Raw genomic sequence first — 16,684 nt, 5'->3', positions numbered from 1 at the left:
GTTTAATGAAATCCTTTATTTGGTTTCAATAATACTTATCTTTATATCATGACAACGATGATATTACAAGTTCCTGAAGCGTTGGAAAAAGAACATGACGAAACAGTTCGTCTTATTGCGGCTAAACTTTACGAAGCGGGAAAGTTATCTTTAACCCAGGCTGCTGAAATGTGCAGTATGAAAAAATGGGACTTTGCAGAAATTCTGGTCAATTTCGGCGTTAATTATCTGGATCCAAGTGTAAAAGCCGATTTAAAGCGTGATTGAGCGTGTTGTTGTTATCACTGATACAAGCTGTTTTATTATTTTGGATAAAATTGACGCCTTGTATTTGCTTCCATCCTTGTTTAATAAAATAATTACAACTCCTGAAATAGCAGATGAATATGGTAAAACATTGCCTGATTGGGTAATTATTCAGCAAGTTCAAAATCACAATTTACAAAATCAAATAGAAGAACTTGTTGATCCGGGTGAGGCAAGTGCAATTGTTTTGGCTGCTGAAGTAAAATGCGATTACTTATTGACCGATGACAGAGCCGCCAGAAAGCTTGCCGAGCAAAGAGGCATTGCGGTTAAAGGTTCGGTAGGAGTGTTGCTTTATGCTAAGCAACAAAACATGATTCCGTTAATACGTCCTTATCTCGACCTCATTCAGAAAACTAATTTTCGAATATCTCAAGTACTTATTGATAAACTTCTTTTTGAGGCAAATGAGTAATGCAGAGCCTTTACAAATGCATTACTAAGATTAAAACTGCTCCGCGTAAACAGCACCTCCGGGTGTTTCCAGCTTATATTGTTTAACCTCGCCGGGCCCCTCAAATTCAAATCGGATACCTACAATGCGCCCCATGGTGCTGGCTTGTTTAAATTCAAAAATTTGCTTGTCGTTAAGGTAGATCTTCAGGAAATGGTCTTTTACCGTGCAGCGCAGGTTCTGAAATTGCGACATATCGGTACCAAAGGCACTCAAGTCATGGTCTTTGCCGCTAACCCAGGCTGTGCCGGTTAAAATACCCATATCAGATATACAGCCTTTATTTACAATTGGGATTACAATGGCGGTACCATTACCCAAAATTGTAAGATCGGCCTTGGCGCAGGCCGACTGGCCTGGTGTTGAGGTATTACGTAATGTGCAATCCATCGTAAAGTTATCTGCATTGATGCCCGGAAATTCCCGGATGTTGGCAAACTTTACCCAGGCGTTGTTAAAAACAGGAGTGCCTAATTTTTGCTGCATCAGTTGGGCATCAATTCCCATAAATCCATCTCTTTTAATTTCTTCGGAAGATAGATAAACGGGGATAGGTTGATGATCAAGGATGCCTTTCCAGCCTTTGGTTTTAATGAATACCGATGTTGTTTTTTTTACATATCCATCAACAATGAGCTTGGCAATAAAATAGCCTGGATTATAATAAATGGAGGTAAACTGTTTACCATCTCCCGGAACTTGTTCGCGACGGTTGGGATCCCACGATTGCTGAATAAAAACACTGTCGGAATGGAATGCTGAAGCATCGTAATTAAATACCACCGAGTTTGGCAAATCGTCAGAAACTTTTTTACTGCTAAACTTAATTGAAGCCGGATCAACAGGTTTATTGCGCTTGCTGCTCATGAAAAATAACGCGCCAAGCACCAGCAATACAGCGCTCCCAAACCATACATATCGCATACGGGGTTTTGAAGGGGGGATTGCCGGAGGAATTGGAATTTCATGGCTAATGGTTTCTACAGGTTGTTCAACTACGCCATTAACCTGGTAGTGTTGCCTGAAATCGCGCCAACTGGTATAATCAAGGAAACCGGCAAGGGCATTCAGCGTGGCAGCATTGGGGAAGCTTTCATAGCGCACCTTGCCCCAGATCCGTTTCAGAGTTGATACACTAAGCTGAACCCGGGTTTTATCAAAAATTTGTTGGCTCAGCTGCTCAAAGTCGTCATTGCCCCAAATATTGCTATCGCCCCAGTTTAACATTTGCTCAATAAGCTGCCGGCATAGCAAAAGCAATTGTTTTTCCTTTTCCATTGATATACAGGTAATAATATGGTTTAAACGATCCTTAAAATGCTTTGAACAAACTTGAACTTAACTTGAAATGCCGCATGAGCTTTATTGTAAAGGCAATTTGCAAGTTTTGACTAAAGTTAAAACCAAAACCCATGAACAACAAGATTTTATTAATTGCCCTATTAAGCATGACGCTTGGCTGCAGTTTTTGTTACAGCCAGCAGAAAAAAGTTACATATGATATTAACCGCCTGCTTAAGGAAAATAAGCTGCTAAAAGCTTATCCTCGTCAAACTGTTACAGAAGTTACCGACGGCAGTAAACAAGGCCTAACCACCGATGGTATTTTATGGCTTAAGAATGTAGATTTTAAAACCGGTGTTGTTGATGTTGATTTGCGTGGGAGGGATGTTTTTCAGCAAAGCTTTTTAGGTATAGCCTTCCACGGTGTGGACACCACAACCAACGATGTAATCTATTTCCGACCCTTTAATTTTCAAACTTCAGATACCTTACGTCGTAAACATACAGTTCAATACATCAGTGAGCCTGATTTTCCCTGGGATAAACTCCGCAAAGAGCATCCCCTTGTTTATGAAAACGCGGTGAACCCATTTCCGGAGGCTACGGCCTGGTTTCACGCGCGTATTGTGATTAATGCCGATGATATTACTGTGTATGTTAATCATTCTGATCAGCCATCGCTTAAAGTAAAAAAACTGAATAACCGGCAAAGCGGACTTATCGGCCTGTGGTCGTCAGGGCTTCCCGGCGATTTTGCCAACCTTGTTATCTACCAATAATTATAAACCAGCCATCATGAAAAAGTTAATCTTAATGTTAGTGCTGTTTGCCACTGTAAAAATACAGGCACAGCAAAAGTACCAGGTACATGACCTTTCAGTTGTAAACCCCAAACAATGGATCATCCCAAAAAATGATACACTTGATTATGAACTGGGCACATTTGACGGGCAAAAGGCCTTACTTATCAAGCGGAAAATTCAGAACTACAAATCAGCCAGTTTAGCCTACAAGCCCGGTTTAAATTTTAAAGACGGTATTATTGAAATGGATATAGCCTGCACTATTCCCAAAGGAGGTTTTGTGGGCTTGGCCTTTCGAATCCGGGATGCACACCATTATGAAACGGTTTACTTCAGACCCGGCTCATCAGGTACTATCAACGCTATCCAATATATGCCCGAAAAAAAGACTGAATTTAACTGGTGGGATTATGAGGCGACAAAGTACCAGGCTAAAGCTATAATTCCGCAAAATAAATGGTTTCACGTAAAAGTAGTTGTGCGGGGCAGTAAAATGGAGGTTTATATTGATGGTGCTGCAAAACCTGCTATGGTTTATACCGCGCTTGATCCATCACTAAAAAGCGGCGCTGTGGGTTACTGGCATGGTAACTGTCCGTTGGGAGCGTACAAAAATCTTGTTGTTAAAGCTTTTGATTAATATGTTTATGAATAAGATTTTACTGATACTATTGTTCATTATCCCGGCAATAGTTAAAGGGCAAAGCGTTCCGTATGGCAATAATCCGGCTACAGGTAATTATGTGAAAGTTAAAGATGGTACCCGCATCTATTATGAAACTTACGGAACGGGCAAGCCACTGGTACTGCTACATGGTGGACTTTATGGTGAGATTTCCGAATATGAAAACCTGATCCCGGTATTAAGTAAAAACTTTATGGTGATAGCTATCGCTACGCGCGGGCATACCAAATCGGAGATCGGTCATCAGCCTTATACTTACCAGTTGATGTCGGATGATGCTTATTCGGTGATCAGGCAGGTGACTAAGGATAGTATTGCACTTATTGGTTTTAGCGATGGCGCGGTGATAGCCCTTGACCTTACCATTCGTCATCCTGATTTGGTGAGGAAGCTCGTATTTGCAGGTGGTAACATTTCACCGGGCAGCTATCGGCCCGGTGAAATGGACGAATTAAAACGCTTGTCGGGCGCTTCGCTTGAACGTGATATCCCCGATTTTGTGCGTGAGCGAAAAAAGCTCATGCCCGAACCCGAACGCTGGGGCGATTTTGTTGAACTGCTTAAGCATGCCTGGATCAATCAGACTACCGTATCCCCCGAGCAAATTAAAAGCGTTAAATGCCCAGTACTTGTCGCCGCAGGTGACCGCGACCGATATAACCCTATTGAAAGTTTTGTAAACATTTATAAACTGCTGCCATCGGCACAATTGGCTATCATCCCAAATTCTGATCATATCATTTTTTACCGGCAACCGGCTTTAATGGAAACCATGGTGACTGGCTTTGTGATGAAGTAGGACTTCGCTTTCTTGGCCCCGGATTTTATTTTGTTATGTGTTTGACCTGTATCCGAAAAAATTAAGTTTTTGATTAAGCTATTTAAATGATTTCGGGGCGAGGTCAAACCATAATTTTAACATATGATGAATAAGTTTCCCCGTTTTTTATTTGTCTTACATTTTTATCAAGCGATAGGTTATTCGTAGAAATAGGTATATATTAGTTTCCATTAAACCGCCTTATCTGCGTGACGATCTGTAAAGTCTTTGTATTTCAGTTTGAATCCCTAAGCATCAATGTGTTGTTGTGTTCACTGCAGCATGCTTATAAAAGAAAATCTTCTTCGTTTTTAGTATCAACCTAATCCCTTATCTATGAAAAAAAGCTGTTTAACGTTTATTTACCTTTTTTTTGACAGTAATAACCATTACCTACGCTCAAACGAATCAAACCCAAACAACATTATATGAATGGAATCAAAGCGGAACAGATATAACGGGCGAGCGAATTGTTGCTACATTAAATACAAGCGCTGTTGCTCTTTATACCGGTATTTCAATAGTAGGCCAAATTGTTGATTGTAACAGTAATTGGGGATATACACAACCTTTAGTGGCAAATTTTAAATTATATGTAAATTTTACTAACTCAACTTTTGGGATACAACAGGATGTTGTTACTCCTAATGTTACACTTGAGTTGAAATCCATATCAGCTAATCAGGCAATACTGGTAGCCAATTGTCCAAACCCATGGAAGCAGGTTCGTGTATTTTTGCGTTATGTAACCGGTAATGGACCTACGCTAACATTAGGTGATCCGCAAGTTATTACTACGGCAGGTACAATGCGGGTTCAGCAACCAACATACACCAATGAGTTAGCAGGTCGACTTGCTATTAATGTTGCCAACAACACAAAGGCGGCTACATATGCTTTGGCTGTTGGCGGGAAGGCCATAGCAGAAGCCGTAACTGTTCAAATGCAAAGCGGGTGGTCCGACTATGTTTTTGAAAAAGCGTACCAATTGCCATCATTAACAGAAGTGAAAACTTACATTGATCAAAACAAGCATCTTCCCGACGTGCCATCAGCAAATGAGGTGGCTAAAGAAGGGATTGACCTGGGGGAGATGAATAAGCTTTTGTTAAAAAAAGTGGAAGAACTGACCTTATACTTAATTGAAAAGGACAAAAAAGAAAAACAGCAAGACCTGATTAATAAGGAAAATACACAACAAATAAAACAGCTTAAAAGTCAATTGGAATCCGTTACCAAACGTGTGAACAAAATTCACTCTGGCGCACTCCTAAAATAAAATCACTTTAACTTCTGGTTTTCGTTCTATAATTTATGACCGTTTCTTTTTTCGGACTATTGTGAGTCAGAAATTCACCTCACTACATCGATGTAGTAGAAAAATATGGGCAAATGCCCGTATGTTGCTTGTTTTTGTGCGTGTAAAATCTGCACTTTTATAACTGAATTGTGCCCTGCATATGCACATTAACCAGTTATAGTCTATGAAATTTAAGCACCTGTACAAATCAACACTTGCCGCTTGCTTATTAGCGCTGAGCCTTCCGTCTTTTTCCCAAAATAGTTTTAAACCTCAGAAGGATGTGTTGGCAACCATCAAGAAAAACTTTGCCGACGCCGATGTACAATATAAGTACATGGCTAAACAGTTTGGTGCGGAACAATTCCCGAAAACTTATCATCCCACTACCGATAAGTTTGAAACAAGCAATAGCAGTTGGTGGTGCAGCGGTTTCTACTCAGGTTCATTATTACAGATTTACCAGCAAACTAAGGATGCCGCGCTTTTAACCGAGGCTAATAATAACCTGAAAGGCCTCGAAAAAGAACAATACAATAAAGGTACGCATGATCTTGGCTTTATGATGTATTGCAGCTTTGGCACGGCAAACCACCTTGAGCCCAAACCCGAGTACAAGCAAATCCTGATTAACAGCGCTAAATCGCTTTCAACCAGGTTTAACCCAACTGTGGGCTGTATCCGCTCATGGAATTCAAAGGCTAATGATTTTTTGGTGATCATTGATAATATGATGAACCTGGAGCTGCTGTTTTACGCAACAAAAGCAACCGGCGATTCCAGCTTTTACAAAATAGCGGTTACTCATGCCAATACCACTATGAAAAATCACTTCCGCCCGGATTTTAGTTCCTATCACGTAATTAATTACGATGAACAAACCGGTGCAGTAAAAGAAAAGAAAACGGCTCAGGGCTTTGCTAATGAGTCGGCATGGGCAAGGGGGCAGTCATGGGGTTTATATGGCTACACCGTTATGTACCGCGAAACCAAAGACAAAAAATACCTTGAAGAGGCAAAAAATATTGCTCATTTTATCCTGACCAATCCAAACCTGCCTGCCGATAAAATCCCTTACTGGGATTATAATGCGCCAAATATCCCTAACGCATTGCGCGATGCCTCTGCTGCTTCGGTTATGGCTTCCGCATTATTGGAACTTTGCCGCTACGTTGACAAAAAAGATGGTCAGGAATATTTTAATACTGCTCAAACCATTATCAAAAACTTATCTGCACCGGCATACAGAGCCGATTTGAATACTAATGGTGGTTTTATTCTGAAACATAGCGTTGGTCATTTCCCGGCAGGTACCGAAGTTGACGTGCCCCTAACCTATGCCGATTATTACTTTGTTGAAGCTATGCAGCGTTATAAGGCTTTTGCCAAATAATGCTATATTTAGCTCATGGCATTAGGCAAAGGCAGATTAGAAGCATTTAGTGATGGCGTAATAGCCATCATTATTACTATCATGGTTTTAGAGCTGAAAGTTCCGCACGATGAAAGCTTAGCAGCTTTAAAGCCATTGATTCCTGTTTTTTTAAGCTATCTTCTCAGCTTTGTATATGTAGGCATCTACTGGAACAACCATCACCATACTATGCAGGCCGTTCGCTCGGTAAACGGGAAAATATTATGGGCCAATTTACATTTGTTGTTTTGGCTTTCATTAATTCCGTTTGTAACAGCCTGGATGGGGGAGAACCACCTAACCCAATGGCCTGTGTTTTTTTACGGTGTGGTATTGATCATGAATGGTATAGCTTACCGGATTTTAGCGCTTACCCTCATCAAACATCACGGCGAAGACTCACTTATAGCACAAGCTTTCGGTACTGACTTTAAAGGGAAGGCTTCTGTTTTATTATATGCGGTTGCTATTTTATGTACCTGGGTAAATCCTACCATTAGCGTGGTAATCTACGTATTAGTAGCCGGAACCTGGTTTATACCCGACAAACGGTTTGAACGCCTGCTCGAATAGCAATATAATTTACAGGTTATGAATGTACGACAACATCAATCCTACCGAAAATTGAGATGCTTTAGTATATCCCGTATAACCGCCTAAATAATTTGCCTCATTAGGGTTATCGAAATTTACGTTTTGCAAATATTTACTGGTTGTGCCATATGATAACAGGAGGCCTGTACGCAGGTTAAACTTGCGTTTTTTAACATTGGTGCCCACCTGGCAATGATAAATATTATAGTTGCCGGTATTTGATCTGTAACCTGAATCATCTATGCTGTAAAGGGCTTTGCTTATATTGTTAAAATCGGTATGAAAGGATAAATAACCCATTAAATCGGGTTTTAACAAATAACTTGCACCTATCCCAAAGTTGGTTACCGATTTACGGGCATCCTTGAACTTTAAAAACTCCGGCGTAAGAAGATCGTCGCCACCATCAGCCCCTTTTATAAAGCTTTGATTTTTTGGGGTTATGATATTGTATTCGCCAACGTTGGCAAAATACTCGGCAGCTACATAAAACTGACCACCTTTGTAATCAATGGCATAGCCCAACGCTACACTAAACGGTAGTTTATAATTAACCTTGAGGCTTCGCTGCCTGGAGTTTGCAAGCAAATTTACGGTGTCAGCTTCCTTAGGCATGATTAAATCGCTGGTTTGGTCGTCGCTTAATATGTTTCCGCTGCCAGCCACATGGAGCAACGGCGATGATACGGTTAAGCCCAAATGGTGCCTTTCATTATCATAAGCCAATCCGGCTTTAAACCTGATGCCAACATTATAATAGCCTGCGGTATATGATTCCTGCACATTTGAAAACTTTGGAAGCGCAAAATCGCCTACGTTATATAAAGCCCTTGCGCTTGTGTTGTAATCAAAGTCCTGCTTCCTGATCTGGCCTTCAATAGTAAGTCCCATTGCAAAATGGTCCGACGCCTTAAAGCCTCCGCTTATAATTCCGGAAGTTTCATTAATGGTATTTACGTTTTTGTATTGGCCTAAAAAATATTCGTTCCCGGGGCTGTAAGAGTCGTCAAGTACATTGAGTGTGGCATCACGTTGCTGGTTAACCCGGTAGGTCATTACCGGGTTGTGGGTAAGCGCGTATCCGATGGTAAAAGGATGGCTCCCTTTTAGTGAGACGGTTGCCGATATCATTTGAGGAATAATGTTGGTTGATGTCGACTTAAGATCAAGCCCTGTACCCGCGCCGTTTTTTATATTGATACGCCCGTATTGATAAATAGATGCGTTGATGGAGGCTGTACTTTTTGTGCTGTAAGCTAACAATGCCGGGTTCAGAAACATAACCCCGCTATCGCGATTAAAAGCTATCACCGCGCCGGGAGTTAAAAAACCACCGGGATTATAACTTGACGACCAATAATTGGCATCCTGTGCTTTAACGGCTTCAATAAACAGGAAAACGCACAGAAAAGTGGTAAGGATTTTTGTCATAGGTTCGTTTTTATATAAAAATATTATAAATTCACTCAAGTTGTTAATAGTCAGTATATAAATTTTCATTTTAGATGAAAATCCTGTTCGTATTTAACTTGAACCTATGCTTTATGAAACTTTTCCTAAATGTACTTTTATGCCTGTGCATGCTGATCCTTGTGAGTTTGAGTTCGGTCAATGCTCAGAATTTAAGTCTTAGCGTGCCCGTAAACTTTTTGCCTGGAGCAAGTACAGATAAGGCGGTTGATATTACCAATTTCAACGGGCGATACTTTGTTACCTGGAAAGAGGCTGGTGCTACAGGTATTATCCATGTTTGTTACCTGGGCAAACAATATGATACTAAGTTTTCTCAGCATGATGCCACGGCAGGGGCGGAGGTTAGTGCTTTTGCTCCCGTACTCAGAACAACAGACAAACATATTTACGCTTTTTGGATAGGTACCGACGGTGCCTTAAAATATATCATCAATAACAGCGACACTACTTTCAATACACAAACCATCAATAAGGTAAGCTTTGGTGAGGCGCCCAAGCTAAAGTTGGGGATTACAGCTACAGTGATCGGTGGCAAAGTGATGATCGCGTCGCATGCCGATAATAAAAATGACATGGTAGTTGCCTTGCTTGACCAAGACGAAAACGGGGTGTTTAAGCCGGCTGTTTTGGAAACCATTCCAGGTAAGCGAAGTCTTGATTATCCGTTTATTGTAACGCTGTCCGACAATCGTGCCCGAATTTGTTATACCAATGATGATGGCATGTTTTACACCGATTATAATCCGGTAAACAAAACCTGGACTGATAGAACCGCTGTAGAGAAATCAAAAACGAAAGTGGCCCCGGCAGTTTACCATGCCTTTAATACCACACGTTTGTTTTACATGTGGAAGGGGTATAAAAAGGATAATCTCATTTATTATGCCTCAGAGCATGAACAAAACAGGCCTGTGAACGGCTTTAAACTCCCTGATTATTTTAAAACCCCATACCCGGTATCAATATGTAATGTTGATAGCAAAAAGTTTATCATGGCTTTTGTTGGAGAGGATCAAAAACTTTATCTCAGTTATTTTACCAGCTACAACCCGGCCAACTGGATGGAAGATACCCTGTTCCCGGCAAAAGGCAATCTGACTTTAAAAGATATTGTTATTCCGGGTGCGCATGACGCGGGCATGTCAGCATTGAATGGCACTGGTGGTATTCACGCCGGTTCTATCAATCCCTGCAACACGCTTACTCAAAAGTTGAATATAGGAAAGCAGCTCAATGCAGGAATCAGGATGTTTGATTTGAGGATGGGGACATATAAAAATGCTATTTATGCCAAGCATAGCTCGTCCGATTGTATGGCCGAGGCCATGGGAGGAGGATACGGCGAACAGTTTAAAGATATTCTTGATTCCGTTAAGTCGTTCCTTAACAGGCATAAAAAGGAGTTTATAATAATAACCTTCAGCCATTTTTGCACCAGGGAAGCCTCTGCTGATCATGTGGCTGATACCATTTTGAGCGTTCTTGGAAAGCATAAGATCTATAATAATCAGGGAAAAAATATAGGTGATATTAAACTGAATGAGCTGGCCGGTAAAGTGATCATTACTTTCGAACAATATGCCAATCGCGAAAAGATGATCGATTCGAACTCAATGGCCGATAAATCTAAAACCTTTCTGAATTTCCTACGTGCTTACGCAGCCACCAACCAGATAGATAAGCTGCTTGCAAGGGAAGAGTCGTTTTTTACCTCGATGAAGGATGGCATTAATAAAAACGACCTGGTACGATTGGACTGGCAGCTAACGCAGAGCAGCGATGAGGCAGCCCTGGTCTGTAATGATTTTGAGGATGAAAAGGTAAACCCAGTTGTAAACGGCATAATGCTGTTGACCAATGTTGTAAAAAAAAATCAGAGCATTATTGATCTTGCTCAATCAGGCAATAAATACCTGCCAGCTAAACTTAACGGATGGATAGATAGCGGAACCATTAATAAAGCTAATAAACCTAATATTCTTTATGTAGATGTGGCGGGTCCCTGGATTACAGATTATTGCATCGAGCTTAACAGTACCCCGCTTTATAATTAGCGGGTATGATGTTGAAAACCATAATTCAAATAATTTAATTAAATTACCTCGTCCTATAAAAAACACGCTGATCCAGGTATAAACATCCTGCATATTTATATCCGCCCCGCTTGGTTTATACCGTATCACGAAATAACATTTATGAAGTTAATTCATATCTATAAAAAATGGTTCCTGCTGTTTTTATACACAGTATTGATGTGCTTTTCCGCGGCGGCCCGTCAGGATTCGACCGGTAAAACGCAGGTTGGTGATAGCGTTCAAAAAGATTATGCTTCAAAGGTTAAACGGCTTGGTCAGGCAATCACCCAAAGGAGCATAGTTAAATTTAGCATCGAAAAAACAGCTATTAAGCAGGATGAGCTTATTGAAGATATTAAAAAAATTTACATTACGGGCCCAGGTATTCATCAAAGCGGGGATTGATACCGTAGGCATAAGCAACGAGCTTGAACAGATAGAAGCCACCATAAAAGTAGTGGGCGATGGCGTTTTTACCAACAAGGGTACAGCGCAAACCTATCGCAATCTCACGGCCACATCAAAAATTTTATCCGAACTTTTAAACCGTGCCAATGCGCGTAAGGATTTAATTGATAAATATGAAAAAAGCCTTGTACAGTTCAGGTATAAGATAGACTCATTATCTGCCGATACATCGCTTTATAAATTCCCGAAAGATTCATTACTGGCGCACGAGTATGTACAGAAAATTAATATGGTTGCCAATGAGATCAACCCTGCAGATACCGCACTTACTTATGCTATAAACAACGTACATAAACTGCAAAAAATAGTAAACCTGGTTGCCATAAAGCTTCGTACTCAACTGGAGGAAGTTGACAATTACCAGGAGGAGCTATCGGCAAACATGTTTAGCCGGGAGTTTGCAAACCTGGGTGCGGATGTCGGATACGCGAGACCATTTAGTCAGATCTTTCATTTTTCATATCTTAAGGCAAAGCTCAATTTTATCTTCTATACCCGGAATAATCCTGGCCGCATCTTTCTGATCCTCTTAATGATCACCGCCTCAACCATCTTTTTACGAACGCTCCAAAAAATGATAGGTTACAAGGATAATGCCGCTGATGACGCGCAAAGGTTGCTGGTATTGCGCTATCCCATTATTTCGGCGATAATTATGGTGCTCAACCTTGGCCAGTTTATTTTTTCCGATCCGCCTTTTATTTTTAATTGTTTGTTTTGGATTACGCCTACTGTTTGTCTAACCATCGTTTTCAGGCAGTTTATTACCCGGCATTGGATGATGATCTGGTTAACGTTTGTCGTGCTTTTTGCGATAACCTGTTTTGATAATCTTATTCTGCAGGCATCCCGGGTAGAGCGATGGGCTATGTTGATCCTGGCTTTAGCAGGTACCATTGTTAGTATCCTGGTATTGATAAAAGGCCGAAAAGACGAATTGCGGGAAAAGCTGATCCTTTATTTTATCGGACTTGCCGCGTTTTTAGAGCTGGCCTCTGTTGTGGCCAATATCTTCGGCCGGTATAACCTTTCAAAAACGCTGCTCATCAGCGGTTATCTAAATGTGGTAATAGGCATCCTGTTTTTGTGGACTATCAGGTTGATAAACCAGGGACTGTGCATAGCCTCAAACGTATATACGAAGCAGGATAAAAAGCTGTTCTATATCAATTTTGACCGTGTTGGGGAAAAAGCTCCGCCTTTGCTTTATATCCTATTGGTGCTTGGATGGTTTGTGCTTTTCGGGCATAATTTTTATGTTTTTAAAGAGATCTCGGACCCTTTAAATGATTTTTTCTTCAATGAACGAACGCTTGGTAATTACACCTTCACAGTAAACAATATACTGGTATTCTTCCTGATTTTGGCAGCATCTATAGTAGTTTCAAAAATTGTATCCTATTTTGCTTCGGAGTCAAATACAGATCCTGTCAATACAGGCAACGTCAGAAAAGCAGGGTTGGGCAGTTGGCTTCTGCTCATTCGGGTTGCTATTATGAGTACGGGCTTATTCCTGGCGCTTGCGGCGTCAGGCTTTCCCATACAACAAATAACAGTTATAGTTGGCGCTTTAGGTTTAGGTATAGGCCTGGGTTTGCAAACTTTGGTTAATAACCTGGTGAGCGGACTTATAATAGCCTTTGAAAAACCGGTGAACGTAGGCGATATTGTTGAAATAGGAGGGCAGGGCGGCACCATGAAATCAATTGGTTTCAGGAGCAGCATCATCTCAAAATGGGATGGCCCCGATATGGTTATACCCAACGGCGATTTGTTAAATGCCCATTTAATAAACTGGACATTGGCCGGCAGTAAACGGCAAATTGAAATTGTAGTTGGTGTAGCTTATGGAACCGACCTGCAGAAACCCCAGCAGATCATTGCCGCTTTGCTGGCAGAAAATAAGCGGATCCATGAGCATCCCAAACCGGCGGTTTTATTTCAAAACTTTAACAATAGCTCCATCGATATCAAAATTATCTTTTGGGTACGCGATTATAAAGACGGAGCAGCTGTCAAAAGCGAAATTATAGCCGCTATAGATGTCGCGTTTAAAAACGAAGGGATTGTGATCCCATTTCCGCAGCAGGAGCTTTATATCCATCAGCCGCCCGCCGATGAGTCTATCGAAACCAACACGAATAAAAAGGAGCACAAAAAATAGCTGTCGCTCATTAAAGCAGTGTTTTAGCGCGCCGGTTAATTTAATAAACATGCTTCGCTAACACAATGCTAAAACGATTATGCTTATATTTGAGTGTCGCTAATTAAAACCTCATATTATGGGTAAGTTTTTTAATGAGATACTTGATCACCACAAGGATTTTATTGCCCATCAAAAAATCTTTTTTGTGGCTACCGCCCCGTTAACATCCGGAGGGCATGTAAACCTTTCGCCAAAAGATAACGCGAGTTTTCGCATTCTTTCAAACAACCGTGTGGCTTATATGGATATTATTGGCAGCGGGAACGAAACTGCTGCCCACCTGCTCGAAAACGGGCGCATCACTTTTATGTTTTGTGCCTTTGATGGGCCTCCTAATATCCTGCGTCTGTACGGTAAGGGTTATAGTATTTTGCCTGATGACAGTAACGATGAGTGGAACACGCTTTCCCGGTATTTCGACATTCACATGGCTACACGGCAAATTATAGTAGGCGATATAGACATGGTGCAAACCTCATGCGGGTTCAGCGTACCACTTTATGAATATTTGGGCGAACGTGATTATGCTATTAAATGGGCGGAAAAGAAAGGCGAACAAGGATTGGCCAATTATAAGCAGGAGAAAAACAGGATTAGTTTGGATGGTTTACCAACGCCATTATATTGATAACCCTTTATTTAATACATACTTAATAGTTAAAACAACTTTAAGGAATAGAGGTGTGGAATATTTTATTCAAACATTTCAATTGCTTTAAAGTTATACGATGGTTTCGTCGATATAATTATATGTTGCAAATACTACGATTTTTATAATATTTGTAGCACCAACATTAACCTATGTTTGAATTTACTCAATCAGATGAGAAGGAGCTGCTTTTGCAGGTTGCCGAAGGCAATGAATTTGCCTTTCGCAGGTTATTTGCGGCTTATCATCAGCGTTTAGGTATTCACATCTTACGCATTACCCAGTCTGTTGAATTAGCGGAGGAGGTGGTTCAGGATGTTTTTATGAAGATCTGGATGACCCGCGAGGCTCTTGCCAATGTTGATAATTTCAAAGCATACCTGTTTGTACTCTCCAAAAATCATGCTTTAAACTGCCTGCGTAAAGTTTCAAGGGAGCAATTACAGCTTAAAAAGTTGGAGGAAACCAATATCGTACCTTTTACTACCGAAGCACAGGCATCTGATCATTATTATAACCTGATTGATGAAGCGATAGACAAGCTGCCCCCACAACAGCAAAAGATTTACCTGATGAGCAGGCACAGCCGTTTAAAGTACCATGAAATTGCCGATGAACTGGAACTATCCCGTGAAACGGTGAAGAAATACCTGCAAATAGCCACTGCTTCCATAAAAGAATATGTACATGAACATCGCGAAGCTATAGCGCTTATAATGGCGCTGGTACATTTTTTTCATTTTTTTAAAAAGTAATACCCCCTTTTTTAATCCTGCGGGTGTCATGTATATGAGATCTGCCCCAACTCACTGTAGCCAATTATACAGTTATACCGAAAAACGACACTATGAGCGAACTTTACGTTAGGCTGAATTATCTGTTTAATAAGTACTATAACGGCACTGCCTCGGAGGATGAGCGCGATGAACTTTTTGAAATCATCGACTCATCTGCAACGGATGCGGAGCTTGCCTCGCTCATACACCAGGCATGGGACAGTCTTGATGACGATGGCCCGCTTTTCGATAAGTCAAAAAGCGATGAGATGCTCGCCCAGATTTTAAGGACTAATACCGAGCCTGCTGTTGTTACCCCGGCGAAAAACAATTTACCGTGGAGAAAGCTGGGCGTTGCTGCATCTCTATTATTCCTTGTAGGTTTTGGCGCGTACATTTACAGCAATCAAAAAAAGCAGGTTGTTACAAAAAAGAGCATTGCCAAAATCCATCCTAAAAATGATGCTCTGCCGGGCGGTAACAAAGCAATTTTAACACTGGCTAACGGCAAAACCATTACACTTGATAGTGCGCAAAACGGCCTGCTGGCGCAACAGGGAGCCACTAAAATCAACAAAACCCGCAACGGTCAGCTGGTATATGAAGCAGGTATCAATGCTGATGCTCCGGTTATAAATACCATCTCGACTCCCCGTGGCGGGCAATATCAGTTGATTTTGCCGGATGGGAGCAAGGTTTGTCTGAATTCAGCATCATCATTAAGCTTTCCAACCAGGTTTACAGGCAAAACGCGTGAAGTCACCATCACCGGCGAAGCTTACTTTGAGGTTTCTAAAAACCCGAACATGCCTTTCAGGGTTAAATCCGACAATACAACAGTTGAGGTTTTAGGAACACATTTTAATATCATGGCCTACAATGACGAGGCTGAAATGAAAACCACGTTATTAGAAGGATCGGTAAAAATAAGCAACGGCACTGCAACTGGTGTTTTAAAGCCCGGACAGCAGGCTGTACTCAATAAGGCAGGCAGGCTGAAAGTACTTGACGATGTTGATGTAGATGATGAAGTAGCCTGGAAAGACGGTATCTTTCAATTCAGGGACGCGGGGATAGATGCCATTATGAGGCAGGCTGCCCGCTGGTATGATGTTGATGTGGCCTACGAAGGCAAAATACCGCAGCGTGAATTTACAGGCCGGATATCCCGAAATGTAAAAGCATCCGAATTAATGAACATGCTTGGTTATGCCGGGGTGAAATATAAAATTGAAGATAAGCGCATCACTATACAACAATAGCATAATTATTATACCTACTATATTAAGCAACCAATTGTTAACAATTTAAACAACCCTATGATGGAAGAAATACCTAAGAAAATTTAGCCCGACCCCTTTGGGCCCAAAATGGTAA

The 16,684-nt window shown here is 41.1% G+C and carries 16 protein-coding genes; 14 read left to right on the top strand and 2 right to left on the bottom strand.

The features are described 5' to 3' along the window. Positions 1 to 48: 48 nt before the first annotated feature. Both DUL71_RS12890 and DUL71_RS12885 read left to right on the top strand, forming a co-directional pair. The gene (locus tag DUL71_RS12890) at positions 49 to 267 is read left to right on the top strand and encodes a UPF0175 family protein (RefSeq protein WP_114938430.1); all 219 of its coding nucleotides are present in this window, start codon (positions 49 to 51) and stop codon (positions 265 to 267) included. After that, positions 260 to 721, top strand: coding sequence for a PIN domain-containing protein (locus DUL71_RS12885; protein WP_114938429.1), 462 nt, complete (start codon positions 260 to 262; stop codon positions 719 to 721). The genes DUL71_RS12890 and DUL71_RS12885 overlap by 8 nt, the downstream gene beginning before the upstream one ends. A gap of 30 nt (positions 722 to 751) precedes the next feature. Here DUL71_RS12885 and DUL71_RS12880 read toward each other — a convergent pair whose 3' ends face one another. Beyond that, positions 752 to 2,038 carry a hypothetical protein gene (locus tag DUL71_RS12880; protein WP_114938428.1) on the bottom strand — a complete coding sequence of 429 codons (1,287 nt, stop codon included), beginning with the start codon at positions 2,036 to 2,038 and terminating at the stop codon, positions 752 to 754. 134 nt (positions 2,039 to 2,172) lie between these two features. On the opposite strand from DUL71_RS12880, the gene DUL71_RS12875 reads away from it, so the two are divergent. The 6 genes from DUL71_RS12875 (at position 2,173) to DUL71_RS12850 (ending at position 7,639) form a co-directional block, all read left to right on the top strand. Next, a complete protein-coding gene (locus DUL71_RS12875; RefSeq protein ID WP_114938427.1) occupies positions 2,173 to 2,823 on the top strand; it encodes a hypothetical protein in 651 nt (216 codons plus the stop codon). Positions 2,824 to 2,839: 16 nt separating this feature from the next. After that, on the top strand, positions 2,840 to 3,487 hold the full coding sequence (locus tag DUL71_RS12870) for a LamG-like jellyroll fold domain-containing protein (RefSeq protein ID WP_154402377.1): 648 nt from the start codon (positions 2,840 to 2,842) through the stop codon (positions 3,485 to 3,487). Between the two features lie 7 nt (positions 3,488 to 3,494). Next, on the top strand, positions 3,495 to 4,331 hold the full coding sequence (locus DUL71_RS12865; protein ID WP_161964427.1) for an alpha/beta fold hydrolase: 837 nt from the start codon (positions 3,495 to 3,497) through the stop codon (positions 4,329 to 4,331). Between the two features lie 394 nt (positions 4,332 to 4,725). Next, complete coding sequence (locus tag DUL71_RS12860; protein WP_114938424.1) at positions 4,726 to 5,631, top strand: hypothetical protein; 906 nt, start codon at positions 4,726 to 4,728, stop codon at positions 5,629 to 5,631. A gap of 205 nt (positions 5,632 to 5,836) precedes the next feature. Beyond that, on the top strand, positions 5,837 to 7,045 hold the full coding sequence (locus DUL71_RS12855) for a glycoside hydrolase family 88 protein (RefSeq protein ID WP_114938423.1): 1,209 nt from the start codon (positions 5,837 to 5,839) through the stop codon (positions 7,043 to 7,045). A gap of 15 nt (positions 7,046 to 7,060) precedes the next feature. After that, entirely contained in the window at positions 7,061 to 7,639 is a 579-nt protein-coding gene (locus DUL71_RS12850) for a TMEM175 family protein (RefSeq protein ID WP_114938422.1), read from the top strand. A gap of 9 nt (positions 7,640 to 7,648) precedes the next feature. Here DUL71_RS12850 and DUL71_RS12845 read toward each other — a convergent pair whose 3' ends face one another. Then, positions 7,649 to 9,091 carry a hypothetical protein gene (locus DUL71_RS12845; RefSeq protein WP_154402376.1) on the bottom strand — a complete coding sequence of 481 codons (1,443 nt, stop codon included), beginning with the start codon at positions 9,089 to 9,091 and terminating at the stop codon, positions 7,649 to 7,651. Between the two features lie 113 nt (positions 9,092 to 9,204). On the opposite strand from DUL71_RS12845, the gene DUL71_RS12840 reads away from it, so the two are divergent. The 6 genes from DUL71_RS12840 to DUL71_RS12815 all read left to right on the top strand — a co-directional run bounded on the left by DUL71_RS12840 (position 9,205) and on the right by DUL71_RS12815 (position 16,569). Continuing rightward, on the top strand, positions 9,205 to 11,187 hold the full coding sequence (locus tag DUL71_RS12840; RefSeq protein WP_154402375.1) for a phosphatidylinositol-specific phospholipase C domain-containing protein: 1,983 nt from the start codon (positions 9,205 to 9,207) through the stop codon (positions 11,185 to 11,187). Positions 11,188 to 11,328: 141 nt separating this feature from the next. Beyond that, on the top strand, positions 11,329 to 11,613 hold the full coding sequence (locus tag DUL71_RS12835; protein WP_114938419.1) for a hypothetical protein: 285 nt from the start codon (positions 11,329 to 11,331) through the stop codon (positions 11,611 to 11,613). Then, positions 11,555 to 13,840: a mechanosensitive ion channel family protein gene (locus DUL71_RS12830; protein ID WP_161964426.1), complete on the top strand. Its 2,286-nt coding sequence runs from the start codon at positions 11,555 to 11,557 to the stop codon at positions 13,838 to 13,840. Before DUL71_RS12835 ends, DUL71_RS12830 begins: the two co-directional genes overlap by 59 nt. A 118-nt stretch (positions 13,841 to 13,958) precedes the next feature. Then, the gene (locus DUL71_RS12825) at positions 13,959 to 14,510 is read left to right on the top strand and encodes a pyridoxamine 5'-phosphate oxidase family protein (protein ID WP_114938417.1); all 552 of its coding nucleotides are present in this window, start codon (positions 13,959 to 13,961) and stop codon (positions 14,508 to 14,510) included. Positions 14,511 to 14,683: 173 nt separating this feature from the next. Continuing rightward, complete coding sequence (locus DUL71_RS12820) at positions 14,684 to 15,286, top strand: RNA polymerase sigma factor (RefSeq protein WP_114938416.1); 603 nt, start codon at positions 14,684 to 14,686, stop codon at positions 15,284 to 15,286. 92 nt (positions 15,287 to 15,378) lie between these two features. Next, positions 15,379 to 16,569, top strand: coding sequence for a FecR family protein (locus DUL71_RS12815; RefSeq protein WP_114938415.1), 1,191 nt, complete (start codon positions 15,379 to 15,381; stop codon positions 16,567 to 16,569). The last annotated feature ends 115 nt before the right edge of the window (positions 16,570 to 16,684 follow it).

The organism is Mucilaginibacter endophyticus (genome assembly GCF_003351025.1).
GTDB classification, from domain to species: Bacteria; Bacteroidota; Bacteroidia; order Sphingobacteriales; family Sphingobacteriaceae; genus Mucilaginibacter; species Mucilaginibacter endophyticus.
This window is presented reverse-complemented; position numbering and strand designations above follow the sequence as displayed.

What these genes read in the sequence shown, in the direction of transcription:
- DUL71_RS12890 (WP_114938430.1), top strand. Translation starts at nt 49, where the DNA reads ATGACAACGATGATATTACAAGTTCCTGAAGCGTTGGAAAAAGAACAT.
- DUL71_RS12880 (WP_114938428.1), bottom strand. Translation starts at nt 2,038, where the DNA reads ATGGAAAAGGAAAAACAATTGCTTTTGCTATGCCGGCAGCTTATTGAG.
- DUL71_RS12875 (WP_114938427.1), top strand. Translation starts at nt 2,173, where the DNA reads ATGAACAACAAGATTTTATTAATTGCCCTATTAAGCATGACGCTTGGC.
- DUL71_RS12870 (WP_154402377.1), top strand. Translation starts at nt 2,840, where the DNA reads ATGAAAAAGTTAATCTTAATGTTAGTGCTGTTTGCCACTGTAAAAATA.
- DUL71_RS12865 (WP_161964427.1), top strand. Translation starts at nt 3,495, where the DNA reads ATGAATAAGATTTTACTGATACTATTGTTCATTATCCCGGCAATAGTT.
- DUL71_RS12855 (WP_114938423.1), top strand. Translation starts at nt 5,837, where the DNA reads ATGAAATTTAAGCACCTGTACAAATCAACACTTGCCGCTTGCTTATTA.
- DUL71_RS12850 (WP_114938422.1), top strand. Translation starts at nt 7,061, where the DNA reads ATGGCATTAGGCAAAGGCAGATTAGAAGCATTTAGTGATGGCGTAATA.
- DUL71_RS12845 (WP_154402376.1), bottom strand. Translation starts at nt 9,091, where the DNA reads ATGACAAAAATCCTTACCACTTTTCTGTGCGTTTTCCTGTTTATTGAA.
- DUL71_RS12840 (WP_154402375.1), top strand. Translation starts at nt 9,205, where the DNA reads ATGAAACTTTTCCTAAATGTACTTTTATGCCTGTGCATGCTGATCCTT.
- DUL71_RS12835 (WP_114938419.1), top strand. Translation starts at nt 11,329, where the DNA reads ATGAAGTTAATTCATATCTATAAAAAATGGTTCCTGCTGTTTTTATAC.
- DUL71_RS12825 (WP_114938417.1), top strand. Translation starts at nt 13,959, where the DNA reads ATGGGTAAGTTTTTTAATGAGATACTTGATCACCACAAGGATTTTATT.
- DUL71_RS12820 (WP_114938416.1), top strand. Translation starts at nt 14,684, where the DNA reads ATGTTTGAATTTACTCAATCAGATGAGAAGGAGCTGCTTTTGCAGGTT.
- DUL71_RS12815 (WP_114938415.1), top strand. Translation starts at nt 15,379, where the DNA reads ATGAGCGAACTTTACGTTAGGCTGAATTATCTGTTTAATAAGTACTAT.